The organism is Paenibacillus sp. FSL R5-0701 (assembly GCF_037973995.1).
Classification (GTDB): Bacteria; Bacillota; Bacilli; order Paenibacillales; family Paenibacillaceae; genus Paenibacillus.
In genome coordinates this window covers 1,875,225-1,888,904 of record NZ_CP150230.1, presented here as the reverse complement: position 1 = coordinate 1,888,904, position 13,680 = coordinate 1,875,225, and the positions used below count along the sequence as shown (strand labels likewise).

Below are 13,680 nucleotides of genomic sequence, written 5' to 3'. Positions count from 1 at the left end.
CACTTTGGGCAAATCTCAAAGATTCCCTCTTCGATTTATTTGGAATTGGGGTCCAACTACTTTAGTAGTTCATAGTCTACCTTATCTTGGTGTGAAAAATCAAATGTCTTTTCGAAAGCATCGCGAACTTTTTGTCTTGCAGCCGCTTTCACTTTCGGATTTCCATTAAAACGAACACCTGTTAAAGCCAGCGCTTCTTCTGCCGTCAATTCAACAGACACATGATTCAATTCTTTGTTTTTAACTTGGGAATTCATTCATATCACCTCACGGTATAGTATGGTCCATGACGTCAACGTTGATTCAAATGCTATGATGAATAATACCCATTAGATGGTGTCTGACGCTGATTTAAATATAACATAAGGTGTAAACTATAGCAAGGAGAAAACCTTGATTTTACGGCCTATTTTTGCGTTTCGATTCCCTTTTTTTTTAGTTTTTTGATACAATGATAAAAGTTCATGAAGACACCTATAATCGCTATCCATCGTCTATGACGGAAATCGCATAGCACTTCTTCTTTTGTTCACGTATGATTACTGTAATTCGACAGCCAAAGGAGTACCCTGAAGATGAATGCACCTGCATTACAGCCCCCTCTTTTGTGGGGAGATAAACGATTCCATACCTGGAATTATGAGATGCGCGATCAATTTAACAATAAGGTTTTCAAAGTGATGCTGGATGCTGGATTCACCTGTCCCAACCGTGATGGTTCCATTGCCAAAGGTGGCTGCACCTTCTGCAGTGCGCGTGGATCAGGCGATTTTGCTGGCAGCAGACGTGAAGATCTGGTCACCCAATTCAATACAATTCGAGATAAACAGCACCTCAAGTGGCCTACAGCCCATTATATTGGCTACTTCCAAGCCTATACGAATACGTATGCTCCGGTTGAGGAGTTGCGCGAATATTTTGAAGAAATTCTGGAGCAACCCGGTGTTGTTGGTTTGTCCATCGCCACTCGCCCGGATTGTTTGCCAGATGACGTTGTTGATTATTTGGCTGAACTCAACGAGCGCACTTATCTGTGGGTTGAGATGGGACTTCAAACGATCCATGATTCCACATCAACATTGATTAATCGTGCGCACGACACAAAGTGTTACGAAGAAGCGGTTGAGAAACTGCGCAAACGGAATATACGTGTGTGCACACATATCATATATGGTCTGCCTCAAGAGACACATGAGATGATGCTGGACACTGGACGTGCAGTTGCCAATATGGATGTACAGGGAATCAAGATTCACCTGTTACATCTCATGCGCAAAACACCAATGGTGAAGCAATACGAAGCTGGTCTTTTACGTTTTCTGGATCAGGACGAGTATATCAAGCTGATCGTAGATACACTGGAGATGCTTCCACCGGAAATGATCGTACACCGTCTTACAGGCGACGCACCACGTGATCTGTTGATTGGACCGATGTGGTCCATGAACAAATGGGAAGTGTTAAACTCCATTGATCGTGAGCTGCGAGAGCGGGATTCATGGCAAGGTAAGTATTGGAGGCGAGTATAGATGGGCTTTCTTTCAGTTCTCAGCTGTGCGCATCAGTGGATTGCTTCCCGTCTGCAGCAAGGTGATCTGGCGATAGATGCAACGGTGGGTACAGGAGCAGACACACTATTTTTGGCACAACAAGTTGGCCGGCGTGGTCAAGTCATTGGATTCGATATTCAAAGTGAAGCCCTCACGCTGGCACAGGCCCGGATTCGAAAACAAAATGATGAAGCCAAGCTTGGCTCCATCTCCATGCTTCAACTAAGCCATGATCGAATGGCAGAAGCAGTGCCTGAGTCATGGCTTGGTACGGTTGGTGCAGTTATGTTCAATCTGGGGTACCTGCCTTCAGAAAGTGCAGATTCCTCCATCATCACCGAGACTGACAGCACGATCGCTGCACTCGAGGCTGCACTCGCTTTATTACGTCCTCGCGGAATTATTACGGTTGTGCTCTACCCCGGTCATGACGGAGGGGCACAGGAAGCAGAAGCTGTATTGGACTGGTCCTCTGCCCTTCCGGTGGAACAGGCACAGGTTGTGATCTATCGCCAATTGCAGCGAGAAACTTCTCCTTTTCTGATCGGAATCGAGAAAAAATAATTTCCTTTGTTCACCAAATACAATAAACTAGACACAATCGCAAGGCGAGCTATTTACGGCTTTTTCTTACTGCGATCTGTGTTCTACATCTACATATGCAAACGTATTCACTTGTTTGCTCATGGCGACTACATGCCCATGACTGATTAAAGCGATCCACCATTTCATATACTAGAGGAGAGATTACTGATGTCTACGCCATACCCATTACAATTCCAACCTGAGTTCAAAGAACGTGTGTGGGGCGGTCGTGCGCTGGAGCAATTCGGCCTTACGCCCCCTGAAGGACATATCGGAGAAGGATGGATGATTGCGGATCATCCCAACGGTACAACCAAGGTATTAAATGGAGCACTGGCTGGCAAAGGTCTGGATGAAGTTCGTGAACAACTGGGCACCGAATGGCTTGGAACCAAAGGTGTCTCTGAAAAAGGCGGCCGTTTCCCCCTTCTGATTAAGCTGCTTGACTGCAACGATGACCTGTCCGTTCAGGTTCATCCAACAGACGATTATGAGGCACTTCCTCCAGGCGAGCTTGGCAAAACAGAAATGTGGTATGTACTCGACGCAAAACCGGGCGCACACATCATCTATGGCTTGAACGAAGGCGTTGATCGGGCAACATTAAAAGAAGCATTGGAAAACGGCACGGTGATGGATACCCTTCGTCAGGTACCTGTAGAGGCCGGCGATACGTTCTTTATCCCTGCCGGAACAGTGCATGCGCTCTGTGCAGGTGTCGTTGTCGCTGAGATTCAGCAAAACTCAGATACGACGTACCGGATCTACGATTATAATCGTCCAGGGCTGGATGGCAAACCACGTGAGTTGCATGTTGAAGACTCATTAAATGTCACCGCCTATGAGGGCGCAGGTGCCTCAACGATGAAAACAAATAACGCTACTCCTGGTGAATGGCTCAAGCTTGCGGAATGCCCTTATTTTGTAGTTGAAAAAGGTATTGTGAATAAACGTTGGGAACTCTCCACCAATCCTGACAGCTTCACGATTCTCGTTGTCTGTGAAGGAGAAGGAACTTTGGAGTGGGCACATGCTGAATCAGACAGCATTGAATTGAAAGCTGGACAATGTTATCTCTTGCCAGCCAATCTGGGTTGTTATACATTAAATGGAAATACCACTGTTCTTCGCTCTTATCTGCCATAAATCAAGCTTATATGTAACCTGTGAAGGAGGAATTACACGAGATGCAGGAATCTACCTTTGCCTTGGTCGCTAGTGAAGGTACCCGTATTCATGTGTACCGCTGGCTTCCCGATCCGGAATGCAACGTTAAAGGTGTAGTGCAAATTGCACACGGCATGGGCGAGACGGCAGCCCGATACGCCGAATTTGCCGACATTCTTACCCAAAATGGCTATGCGGTTTATGCCAATGACCATCGGGGTCATGGCAAAACTGTGGAGAATGCCAAGTTGCTTGGTAATGCTGGTATCGATGCCTTCCGCTGGATGGCGAGTGATATGATCAATCTGGGCGAAGTAGCCGCCAAAGAAAATCCTGGGGTCCCCATGTTTCTAATGGGACATAGCATGGGCTCATTCTTGGTACAACATCTCATGTACGCGGGTCATGAGCAGTACCATGCCTTTATTTTATCCGGAACAAACGGAAGACGCGGTCTGCTCCGGTTTGGAGAGAAGCTGGCCTTCTTGCAGTGTGGCATTCAGGGTGCTACCCACCCCAGCATGCTGCTCAACGCGATTGTATTTGGTGGATTTAACCGCTCTTTCCGCCCCGCGACGACACCGTTTGATTGGTTGTCCCGGGACTCACAAGAGGTTCAGCGATTCATTGATGACCCCCTGTGCGGAGCGGTCTGTACAGCAGGCTTTTTCCGCGACTTCTTCAAATTGCTGCTTGAAGTCCATCTTCCACACAATATGGAGCGCATACCCAAACACAAACCCGTATACCTGTTCTCAGGTGAGAAGGACCCTGTTGGACTTCATGGCAAAGGCGTTCTTAATCTGGTCTCGCAGTATAAGAAGCTTCAGCTGGAGAACATTGAGTATCGCCTGTATCCGGATGGACGCCATGAAATGCTGCATGAGATCAACCGAACAGAAGTAGCCCAGCACGTTGTGAACTGGCTAGAGCGGAATACCCCTGGCTCGAATACACACCCTAGTCCGGTGAGTCCTACTGAGACCGCTGACTCTATATAATAGATTCAGAGAACAACATACCAAAAGCCAAAAGAAACCCCTGAATCGGATGCTCAGCTCACGCTGCACTCCAGTTCAGGGGTTTTCTTGTTAAGCGATATGAATAATAGCTATATTCAAACGTTATGGATTAACCTTCAATCAACAGGGATTCCGGGTCTTCAAGCAGTTCTTTCACGGTCACGAGGAAACGTACCGCTTCACTACCGTCGATGATCCGGTGATCATAGGACAACGCGATGTACATCATTGGACGGTTCTCCATCCGCTCTGCATCAATCGCCACTGGACGAAGCTGGATCTTATGCATTCCCAGAATACCCACTTGAGGTGTATTCAGAATTGGCGTAGACAACAAGGAACCAAATGTTCCGCCATTGGTAATGGTGAACGTTCCGCCTTGAAGATCAGACAACGCCAGTGTGTTGGAACGAGCTTTGGATGCCAGGTCTGCAATGCTCTTCTCGATCTCGGCAAAGCCCAGACGATCGGCATCACGTACAACCGGTACAACCAGTCCTTCCTTCGCAGATACGGCAATGCCGATATCATAATACTTTTTGAGAACAACATCTTCACCATCAATCTCTGCGTTGATTGTAGGGAATTTTTTCAAAGCTCCCACAACCGCTTTGGTGAAGAAGGACATAAAGCCCAGGTTGATCTCATGTTTCTCTTTGAACTTGTCCTTACGGCGTTTACGTACATCCATGATCGCAGTCATATCAACTTCATTAAACGTAGTCAGCATGGCTGCTGTCTGCTGAGCCTCTACCAGACGTTTGGCAATGGTCGCACGGCGGCGAGACATCCGCTGCCGCTCCACTGGTTTGGTATAGGTAGAACTTCCAGTTGCCGGAGCACTTGGTGCTGCTGGAGCTTTACTCGCAGGTGGAGCAGCAGGAGCAGGAGCCTGATTGTTATGGCTCTTCACATCATCCTGGTATACCCGTCCAATTGGATCTTTACTCTGAACCTGATCTAACTCGATACCACGTTCACGTGCAAGCTTACGAGCAGACGGTGAAGCCGTCTTGGCACTATCGGATGACTCTGGTGCTGCCGCAACAGGTGCTGGTGGTGGTGTTGAAGCTTCAGGTGCAGGAGTAACGGCCTTTTTCTCTTCAGCTACTGGTTCGGAAGCGGGTGCACCGCTTCCTCCTCCAGAACCAGCTGAGAGTGTACCGATCGTTTCACCGATCTCTACCGTCTCGCCTTCCTGACGAATGATCTTCTCCAGCACGCCACTTTCTTCTGCGCTGATCTCAATATTTACTTTATCCGTTTCCAGTTCAAGAAGCACATCACCCTGATTAACGGTATCCCCTTCTTTAACCATCCATCTGGATACAGTTCCCTCAGTTATTGACTCACCCATTGCAGGTACTTTAATTTCACTCACAGCTGTTACCTCCCCAGTGGAATATTATTCTTCGTCGTTTGTTTCAACGCAGATGTAATAATCTGTTGCTGTTCCATACTATGCACAAGCTGATAACCGCTGGAAGGACTTGCATGTTCCGGGCGACCTTCATATCTAACCGTTGTGCCTTCCGGGGCGACTTCACGAAGACGAGGCTCCATGTATGTCCAGGCACCCATGTTTTTGTTCTCTTCCTGTACCCATACCAACTCTTTTACATTACTGAAACGGGCAAGGACACGTTTGATCTCTTCTGCCGGGAACGGATACAACTGTTCCACACGAATAATGTGAAGCCATGACCGATCTGCTTTATCTTTTTCAATAGCATCTTCCAGGTCAATGGCAATCTTGCCACTGCACAAAATAATGCGCTCTACACGATCCGGCTGTGTCCCCAGTCCAGCTTGTTCCAGTACAAGTTCAAACTTGCCTTCACTGAATTCAACTGCCGGTGATGCAACACGCGGGTTACGAATGAGACTTTTCGGTGACATCATCACAAGTGGACGAGCATCTTCCGTTTCAGTCAACGAGGCTTGACGACGCAACAAGTGGAAGTACTGGGATGCACTCGACAAGTTGGCAACCGTCATGTTGTCTTCTGCACAAAGCTGCAGGAAGCGTTCCAGACGAGCACTTGTATGCTCAGGTCCTTGACCCTCATTCGCATGTGGTAACAACATCACCAGACTGGACTTCTGAGACCATTTGGCGCGGCCCGCTGATACAAACTGGTCAAATATAACCTGTGCACAGTTGGCAAAGTCTCCGAATTGAGCTTCCCAAATGACCAATGTATCTGGTGAATATACGTTATAGCCATATTCGAATCCAACAACGGATTCTTCAGACAACGGACTGTTATAGATTGCAAAGGATGCTCTTGCCTGTGGCAAGTGATGTAATGGGCAGAACTTTGCTCCATTCTCCGAATCATGTAACACCAGATTCCGATGAGCGAATGTAGCACGCTCGGCATCCTGTCCACTAATCCGAATTGGCTTGCCATCTGCCAGAATGGTTGCAAATGCGAGTGTCTCCGCAAGGCTCCAATCCACTTTTTCCCCTTCGTTCAGGGAAGTGCTCCGGCGTTGCAAAATCCGCTGTAACTTCGGATACACATTGAAGTTCTCAGGCCATTTCAGCAAATCGGCATTAATGCTGCGCAGATTCTCCAGTGGTACCGCAGTCGGAGTAATCGTAACAGCCTCCGGCTCACTGATTTTCCGTTGATAATATTCATGTACTTCATTTTTCTTCATCTGGTCATAAGCTTCTTTTAATTTGTTCGTTACTCCATCGCGAATGCTCGTAATGGATGCATCATCGATAATCGATTCTTCTTTCAACTGATCCTGATACAAGTGGCTTACCGTTGGATGGTTTTTCACCTTGTCATAAACGATAGGTTGAGTTGTTTCGGGATCATCGGTTTCGTTATGGCCGTAGCGACGGTAACCGATCAAGTCGATCAGGAAATCCTTTTTGAAACGATTGCGATACTCGGCTGCCATACGAATGGCTGCAATACAAGCTTCCGGATTGTCCGCATTCACGTGTACAATCGGAATTTCGTACCCTTTAGCAAGGTCACTTGCGTAATACGTTGAACGGGAATCACCGCTATCTGTAGTGAAACCCAGACGATTGTTGACGATAATATGGATGGTTCCGCCATTCTGATATCCTGGCAGAGCTTTGAAGTTAAGCGTCTCGGCAACGATCCCTTCGCCAGGGAATGCTGCATCACCATGCATCAAAATGGTAGCTGCCTTCGTCACGTCCTGCTTCGGATATCCAGGGTCACGACGGTCATCCTGAGCCGCACGAGCAAACCCTTGTACAACCGGATTAACGTATTCCAGATGGCTCGGGTTATTCGCCAGAGTAAGGCGTGCCTGTACAGTTTCCCCGTCTTTTACAAAACGGTTGGCACCCATATGATATTTGACATCCCCCGTCCAACCGTAGTTGATTCCAGTCGAACCTTCCGATGGAACCAAATCTTTGTTCGGAGCATGATGAAATTCAGAGAAAATTTTGCTGTACGGTTTGCCCAAAACATGAGCCAGTACGTTTAACCGTCCACGGTGGGCCATACCCATCAGAATGTGGCTTGATCCGGCTTCCGCCATGATGCGAACAGCTTCATCCAGCATCGGCACAAGCACATCGTTACCTTCGATGGAGAAACGTTTCTGACCAACAAATGTTTTGTGAAGATAATCTTCAAATTGCTCGACTTCAACCAAACGTTCCAGCAAAGCCTTACGTTCTTTCGACGTAAGCGGAGCTGGTGATGTCCGGGATTCCGCGCGGCGATTCAGCCACTCACGTTCTTGAACTTCGTGCACATGACTGAATTCATAGGCCATGGGTCCAGTGTATATCTGACGCAAGCGTTGGATTGCATCCCATCCGGTTGCTGTCTGCCCATCTGCTCCTTCCCAGATCAGGGAAGCAGGCAAAGCTTTCAGATCTTCTTCGTTTAATTCAAAATGCTGAGGTTCCAGCAAAGATGTGTCTGTATCTTCACTGATTCCAAGCGGATCTATATCTGCAGCAAGATGACCATAGGTACGGATGTTCCATACCAGTTTACCCGCTGTAACCGCTTTCTGTAATAATTGAATGTCTACGCTTCCGGAAGCCAATTGGGCGTTGCCGGAATTCGAAGTTGTGCGTGCATCCCTGCCAGACATCGGCGGTGCACCCCATTGTTCAAATAGTTCACGATAAGCCGGTGTAACCGAACCAGGGTCTTGAGTGAATAATTCATATTGTTCCTGTACGTATCCCATATTGGGGCCATAGTAACTTTCCCAGGGCTTCTTGTTGCCTTCCACGATCGTCATCGACGTTCCCTCCGTCTTGATTTAGTCATAAGTTTTTGACGGAAATCATTGACTAAGCCGTAATTTGCGTTCGTTCAACATTTTAAGCGAAATTTTTCATGAAGTCCAATAATCGTGCTGTTGGTGGTAGTAACGTTAGTCCGACGCTCCCGTCAAGGTTTGTCTGCGTTTTCAAAATCAAAGTAAAACAATGATTGTATATACCGTCGCACAGATGTCGAATACTGTCCTGATCCGTTCGAAGGTTACACTTTCTCCACTTCTTCAAGTGAAGTCCGTGTTCTACTATCTATTCTATAAACTTTTACGCTCAGGAGCATTTCCTATTTTTAGTCCAATTGATGCATAAATTAGATGAATCGAATAAATCGATCAATTTGGGTAGAACAACAAACGCTTAATTACAACAAAATAGGCATACGATCTCCCATTTTACCTCCTTAATTGAATTGTGGTCCATTATGTTCAAAAACAAACCGTCAAGTTAAACATTAACCATTTGACGTCACATTCAACAAGTAATTGGGGTTTTCTTCAAGTGACCAACAGCAAAAAGCTGGCCCAGACATGAATTATCCGAGCAGCTTCTTTGGATTCAGCAAATTTAAGTTAACAATAGAGTTGATGATGCGCCTCAAGCTCTACTTTGACTAATCATATACTCTGCAAACGGCGTTAGAGACAGTTCTCTAACCTGCTCCAGTGTAAACCAGTCCGCTCCTAACGAATCTTCACCATCGGGTTCCTTTTTGATATGATTCGGCTGACTGGCTGCGGTCAAAGCAACATCATACAACATCCCGATATGGTGCAGCTCTTCCGGCTCACCTTGATGCACCCATTCCAGTAGACATGACTCCGCAGAATTAATCACCAATTGTAGATGGGTCAGGCCCGTCTCTTCTTCAATCTCACGATGAAGAGCAGCCACTGGCTGCTCACCAAATTCCAGCCTTCCGCCTGGTAAATCCCATTGCCCCTGATATGCTCCCCGAGCCTTATGAATCAACAGGAATTTGTGCTCCCAAGCGACCAAGCCATATACCCCAATATGTGTATATCGATCCACTTACATCTCTTCCTCTCGTCCGTAAGATGTACCTTACTTCAGCGATTACTTCCTATTTCTTTTCATCCTCTGTAAAAGCATCCAGATCTATGGCCATACGGATCATATCCACACAACGGATACCATCCTCTATAATCTCTTCCTCATAATGCCTCACAAAGAAGTCACGATCAACCCCAATGATGCGAAAACCGCAACGTTGGTATAACTTCAATTGATGAAAGCTGGAGTTGCCCGTTCCAATCTCGAGAATCCGGCAGCCCAATCTACGTGCAGCTTCCATCGCTTCCTTAATCATGTGTTTGCCTACACCTTGTCCCTGCAGTTCTTCCTGTACGGCAATATTAACAATCTCCGCAGTCTCTGGACGAGTCTTCAACAATACGAACTCCCCAACCATCTCTCCTTCATATTCGGCAATAAAACAAACACCCCGACTCAGGTACTCATCCACAATTGCTTTTGAAGGATCAGCCATCAATAAAAGTTCGTAGGGTCTCTCTTCTTCCCAGTCCAAAATCCGGAACGACAATTTCATGCCAATCTCCACCTTTTCATCGTACAATATTCATTTACGTCTTGTTTGCAGAAGCCTATGTATGGCAAATCCACAAATATATCATTCTTCATTTCAACAAACTAGTTTACTCAATCTATTAATCACACACTATTACCCACAGACTAGTCATCTCCTATAAAAATAGTAAACTTCATTATATCATAATATTTGGATATAAATATATAGATATGGATGATACATTTTGAGGCATTATTTTTATCCTAACCCAAGCTTAAATGCTCATGAATTAATTTCCATTCCCCATCAAGCGTCGCCGCACTGTATCCTTGCAGGGCATGCTAGTATCCCATGATTTTTACTCCTTCTGACGGTTTAACTTATTGGGTCTAACTCTGTTCAAGTACTCAATCGCTATAAATCATAAATGTCTCTTGCAGTGTACGTCCGGATGACTTCTCCCAGATCACACTCCGCTCAAAAGTACCTTTTTGGAAAAAACGCGGGAGACGTTCAGCAAACCAATCCTGCATAGGCAGCTCAAAAACCCGCTTCATAGGCACCCATAACAGTTCGCCTTCGGGCGGATCTTGCAATAATTGACCCTCGAATGAAGTCGCCAAATAGTTAAATACCATGTACCGCAACCCTTGTTCGGGATCACAGAACTCATCAAGCCCTTTATACGTAATCTCATTGACTACTAGCCCCGTCTCCTCCAGAACCTCCCGCAAGGCACCATCCACGATACTCTCCGGAAAATCTACCTTCCCCCCAGGAGCGATGTATCCCGGAAATCCTTTGCGATCCGGCCGATTCATTAACAACACCTGATCATTCATTTTGTCCCATACCATACACATTGTTAATATCTCTATTCTAGTATCCATATTCGTCCTCCTACTAACATGCGCTTCTCTGCTGTACACTAACATTTCTGGGAATAACCTGTGTTTTCCTTCTTTATTCCCACTCTGATTCATTCGTATTTACACCGGTCTCACAGTATAGTCTATGATGATATATATGCATACGAAAGGCGGACGCCCTGTACACCTGTACATCAGAAGCCCGCCTGTTTTGTGATATTCTATGCTGGTCTTTCCTCAAGCCTGGAGTTTCCAGTTCTCAGTTCAATTCCGTAATCAACACCCGGCGTTCCTTCCATTCAGCCCGGCGATAAGCCTGTTGCATACCAAATTTGCGGATACTTGCCTTTGGCACCGATTTATATGGTAAAACGATCGTAAAGTCCTCATCAAACGGGAAAAAAGACAGGCCTACTTTTTCATTCGATAACCACTCTGCCTGAATCGGCTGTCTGGAACAGGCATCAAACGTACAACTGAGCCCCTCTGCAAAAAAATCATAACGCGCAGCAGGTGTTCCAGGTTCCTCCATACAGAGGAACAGACTGAGCTGATCACAGAAAAGCATGATCTCCACATCACTTTGCAGCCTCTGTTTCAGTGCTTCAGCATCACCACCAAGCTGTTTCTCCCAATCCAGCTGACGTTTGTGTTCTTGCTGCAGATAATCTCGGATGTCATCATCATCCTGAGCATTGGCCCCCAGATTTTTCTGAAATAGCTCCGTGTACATCAAGCTACACAATAATCCGGCGTAGAGGTTTTTCTGACGGACTTCTTCAATCCCTTTATGGTAGAATACAAAACGCGGACGCAATGGATAATCACGAAACGAATACGGCGATTGACTGAAATCATTCCAGAACGGAGATGAATCCAGTTCAATCCAGCCACGGTCATGTTCCTTGGCCGCTAGAATCAATTCATCCCGATGCGAAGCATCAGCTAATAATTCATTTTTCCAGTGGAAAGCCATCTCTCCGGCTACTAATCCATGCTCATGCTGTGCGGTCAAAACAAAATCATGCTCTCTCTCATATACGATCATGTGCTGTCACCCTTCCGCATGGTATACGTTGACTTTAACATAAATTGGGTTAAACTTTCCTATAAGTTGTATTTCGCTCCATTTTGACGAAAGGCATTATGAAGTGCACAATGTAAAGGTGTTGTCAGTTTCCTGAAATTTGATACACTAGGTTGTGTCCACAATTATATTACATACAGAAAGCGGGATCTCATGAATTTATACTCTCCTTACATCGAGTTTAACCGCAAGGAATGGGCTGAACTTAAAGAACATCAGACCACTCTTCCACTGACGGAAGCCGAATTAGAACAGTTAAAGGGATTGAATGAAGAGGTATCGATTCAAGAAGTCGAAGATATATATTTGCCTCTTACCCACTTTATTGACCTATATGCAAGAGTTTCACGAGAGTTGAATCAACTAACGGCCTCCTTTATGAAAAAAGAAGCTCTCCCCACCCCCTACATCATTGGAATCGGGGGAAGTGTTGCCGTGGGCAAAAGTACAGCGGCCCGTTTGCTACAGGCACTGCTCGCCAGAGGTAAGAATAGTCCGAAGGTTGACCTTGTCACCACCGACGGTTTCTTATATCCCAATGCGGTGCTGCAAGAGAAGGGCATCATGAACCGCAAGGGATTCCCGGAAAGCTATGATATCAAATCCCTGATTCAGTTCATGGGTGATGTGAAATCTGGCAAGCCGGAAGTGAAAGCACCCGTCTACTCTCACCTCGCCTACGATGTCATTCAAGGAGAAGAGAAGCAGATCTGTCAACCGGATATTCTCATAATTGAAGGTATCAATGTACTTCAGATCAAAAAGGAAACGCCTTTGCTGGTTAGTGATTTCTTCGATTTCTCCATCTACATTGATGCGGAAGAAGAGCATATACGACACTGGTACGTTGAGCGTTTCAAGCTGCTTCGCAACACAGCGTTCCAGAACACGGATTCCTTTTTCCATCAAAGATTCGCCAATATCGATGAAGAAGAAACCGTGCGTACAGCCAACCAGATTTGGCAGGATATCAATGCCAAAAACCTGCATGAAAACATTTTGCCAACCAAAGGGCGTGCCAGACTGATTCTGAAAAAGGAAGCCGATCACTCCATTGGGCAGATTCAATTGCGCAAACTGTAGACAACACTCGTGCAGTACACTTTGTTGTTATATCTAATTACCCTTAAAAGGAGAGAAAGACACATTGCAAACCCTGATTATACTCGGCAGTATTATGATGTTCCTGGCTGTTGCTTTGGGCGCTTTTGGCGCACACGCGCTCAAGCGCAAACTATCCGCTGACATGATCAAAATCTATGAAACCGGTGTTCAATATCACCTCATCCACGGACTTGGGATCATCCTGATCGGACTGCTGGCAGACCGCCTTGAATCCTCTTCGCTCGTCATGCTTGCCGGGTGGCTGATGTTCGCCGGGATCATCCTGTTCTCTGGCAGCCTGTACGTTTTAAGTGTAACGGGTGTTCGCAAATTGGGAGCCATTACCCCACTTGGCGGAGTCGCATTTTTGGCTGGATGGGTTATGATCATGATTGCCGCATTGTAAACTTGCCCCGTGGATAAACGAAAAGAGTGTTCTGGCTGATATAA

General features: G+C 46.2%; 13 protein-coding genes. 6 read left to right on the top strand and 7 right to left on the bottom strand.

The genetic code is table 11. The features are described 5' to 3' along the window. Positions 1 to 56: 56 nt before the first annotated feature. Positions 57 to 257 carry a hypothetical protein gene (locus tag MKZ13_RS08920; RefSeq protein ID WP_017689675.1) on the bottom strand — a complete coding sequence of 67 codons (201 nt, stop codon included), beginning with the start codon at positions 255 to 257 and terminating at the stop codon, positions 57 to 59. Between the two features lie 318 nt (positions 258 to 575). Between MKZ13_RS08920 and MKZ13_RS08915 the strand changes: the two genes are divergently transcribed. The 4 genes from MKZ13_RS08915 to MKZ13_RS08900 all read left to right on the top strand — a co-directional run bounded on the left by MKZ13_RS08915 (position 576) and on the right by MKZ13_RS08900 (position 4,303). Next, on the top strand, positions 576 to 1,529 hold the full coding sequence (locus tag MKZ13_RS08915; RefSeq protein ID WP_339183453.1) for a TIGR01212 family radical SAM protein: 954 nt from the start codon (positions 576 to 578) through the stop codon (positions 1,527 to 1,529). After that, entirely contained in the window at positions 1,530 to 2,114 is a 585-nt protein-coding gene (locus tag MKZ13_RS08910; RefSeq protein ID WP_339183451.1) for a class I SAM-dependent methyltransferase, read from the top strand. It abuts the gene before it with no gap. 189 nt (positions 2,115 to 2,303) lie between these two features. Beyond that, positions 2,304 to 3,281 (top strand): type I phosphomannose isomerase catalytic subunit, encoded by a 978-nt coding sequence (locus tag MKZ13_RS08905; protein WP_339183449.1) that lies wholly within the window; start codon positions 2,304 to 2,306, stop codon positions 3,279 to 3,281. A gap of 41 nt (positions 3,282 to 3,322) precedes the next feature. After that, positions 3,323 to 4,303 (top strand): alpha/beta hydrolase, encoded by a 981-nt coding sequence (locus tag MKZ13_RS08900; RefSeq protein WP_339183447.1) that lies wholly within the window; start codon positions 3,323 to 3,325, stop codon positions 4,301 to 4,303. A 130-nt stretch (positions 4,304 to 4,433) separates the two neighbouring features. Here the strand turns inward: MKZ13_RS08900 and odhB are convergent, their stop codons facing one another. The 6 genes from odhB to MKZ13_RS08870 form a co-directional block, all read right to left on the bottom strand. After that, positions 4,434 to 5,705 carry a 2-oxoglutarate dehydrogenase complex dihydrolipoyllysine-residue succinyltransferase gene (odhB, locus tag MKZ13_RS08895; RefSeq protein ID WP_339183445.1) on the bottom strand — a complete coding sequence of 424 codons (1,272 nt, stop codon included), beginning with the start codon at positions 5,703 to 5,705 and terminating at the stop codon, positions 4,434 to 4,436. A 5-nt stretch (positions 5,706 to 5,710) separates the two neighbouring features. Further along, complete coding sequence (locus tag MKZ13_RS08890; RefSeq protein WP_339183443.1) at positions 5,711 to 8,584, bottom strand: 2-oxoglutarate dehydrogenase E1 component; 2,874 nt, start codon at positions 8,582 to 8,584, stop codon at positions 5,711 to 5,713. Positions 8,585 to 9,218: 634 nt separating this feature from the next. Continuing rightward, a complete protein-coding gene (locus MKZ13_RS08885) occupies positions 9,219 to 9,653 on the bottom strand; it encodes an NUDIX domain-containing protein (RefSeq protein ID WP_339183441.1) in 435 nt (144 codons plus the stop codon). A 52-nt stretch (positions 9,654 to 9,705) separates the two neighbouring features. Next, a complete protein-coding gene (locus MKZ13_RS08880) occupies positions 9,706 to 10,191 on the bottom strand; it encodes a GNAT family N-acetyltransferase (protein WP_339183439.1) in 486 nt (161 codons plus the stop codon). 386 nt (positions 10,192 to 10,577) lie between these two features. Continuing rightward, positions 10,578 to 11,060: an 8-oxo-dGTP diphosphatase gene (locus MKZ13_RS08875; RefSeq protein WP_339183437.1), complete on the bottom strand. Its 483-nt coding sequence runs from the start codon at positions 11,058 to 11,060 to the stop codon at positions 10,578 to 10,580. 238 nt (positions 11,061 to 11,298) lie between these two features. Then, positions 11,299 to 12,087, bottom strand: coding sequence for a DUF3891 family protein (locus tag MKZ13_RS08870; RefSeq protein ID WP_339183435.1), 789 nt, complete (start codon positions 12,085 to 12,087; stop codon positions 11,299 to 11,301). A 192-nt stretch (positions 12,088 to 12,279) separates the two neighbouring features. Between MKZ13_RS08870 and coaA the strand changes: the two genes are divergently transcribed. Beyond that, entirely contained in the window at positions 12,280 to 13,209 is a 930-nt protein-coding gene (gene coaA / locus MKZ13_RS08865; RefSeq protein ID WP_036610217.1) for a type I pantothenate kinase, read from the top strand. A 64-nt stretch (positions 13,210 to 13,273) separates the two neighbouring features. Then, positions 13,274 to 13,636 (top strand): DUF423 domain-containing protein, encoded by a 363-nt coding sequence (locus MKZ13_RS08860; protein WP_076252477.1) that lies wholly within the window; start codon positions 13,274 to 13,276, stop codon positions 13,634 to 13,636. The last annotated feature ends 44 nt before the right edge of the window (positions 13,637 to 13,680 follow it).

What these genes read in the sequence shown, in the direction of transcription:
- coaA (WP_036610217.1), top strand. Translation starts at nt 12,280, where the DNA reads ATGAATTTATACTCTCCTTACATCGAGTTTAACCGCAAGGAATGGGCT.
- MKZ13_RS08870 (WP_339183435.1), bottom strand. Translation starts at nt 12,087, where the DNA reads ATGATCGTATATGAGAGAGAGCATGATTTTGTTTTGACCGCACAGCAT.
- MKZ13_RS08890 (WP_339183443.1), bottom strand. Translation starts at nt 8,584, where the DNA reads ATGACGATCGTGGAAGGCAACAAGAAGCCCTGGGAAAGTTACTATGGC.
- MKZ13_RS08880 (WP_339183439.1), bottom strand. Translation starts at nt 10,191, where the DNA reads ATGAAATTGTCGTTCCGGATTTTGGACTGGGAAGAAGAGAGACCCTAC.
- MKZ13_RS08875 (WP_339183437.1), bottom strand. Translation starts at nt 11,060, where the DNA reads ATGGATACTAGAATAGAGATATTAACAATGTGTATGGTATGGGACAAA.
- MKZ13_RS08900 (WP_339183447.1), top strand. Translation starts at nt 3,323, where the DNA reads ATGCAGGAATCTACCTTTGCCTTGGTCGCTAGTGAAGGTACCCGTATT.
- MKZ13_RS08920 (WP_017689675.1), bottom strand. Translation starts at nt 257, where the DNA reads ATGAATTCCCAAGTTAAAAACAAAGAATTGAATCATGTGTCTGTTGAA.
- MKZ13_RS08905 (WP_339183449.1), top strand. Translation starts at nt 2,304, where the DNA reads ATGTCTACGCCATACCCATTACAATTCCAACCTGAGTTCAAAGAACGT.
- MKZ13_RS08915 (WP_339183453.1), top strand. Translation starts at nt 576, where the DNA reads ATGAATGCACCTGCATTACAGCCCCCTCTTTTGTGGGGAGATAAACGA.
- MKZ13_RS08910 (WP_339183451.1), top strand. Translation starts at nt 1,530, where the DNA reads ATGGGCTTTCTTTCAGTTCTCAGCTGTGCGCATCAGTGGATTGCTTCC.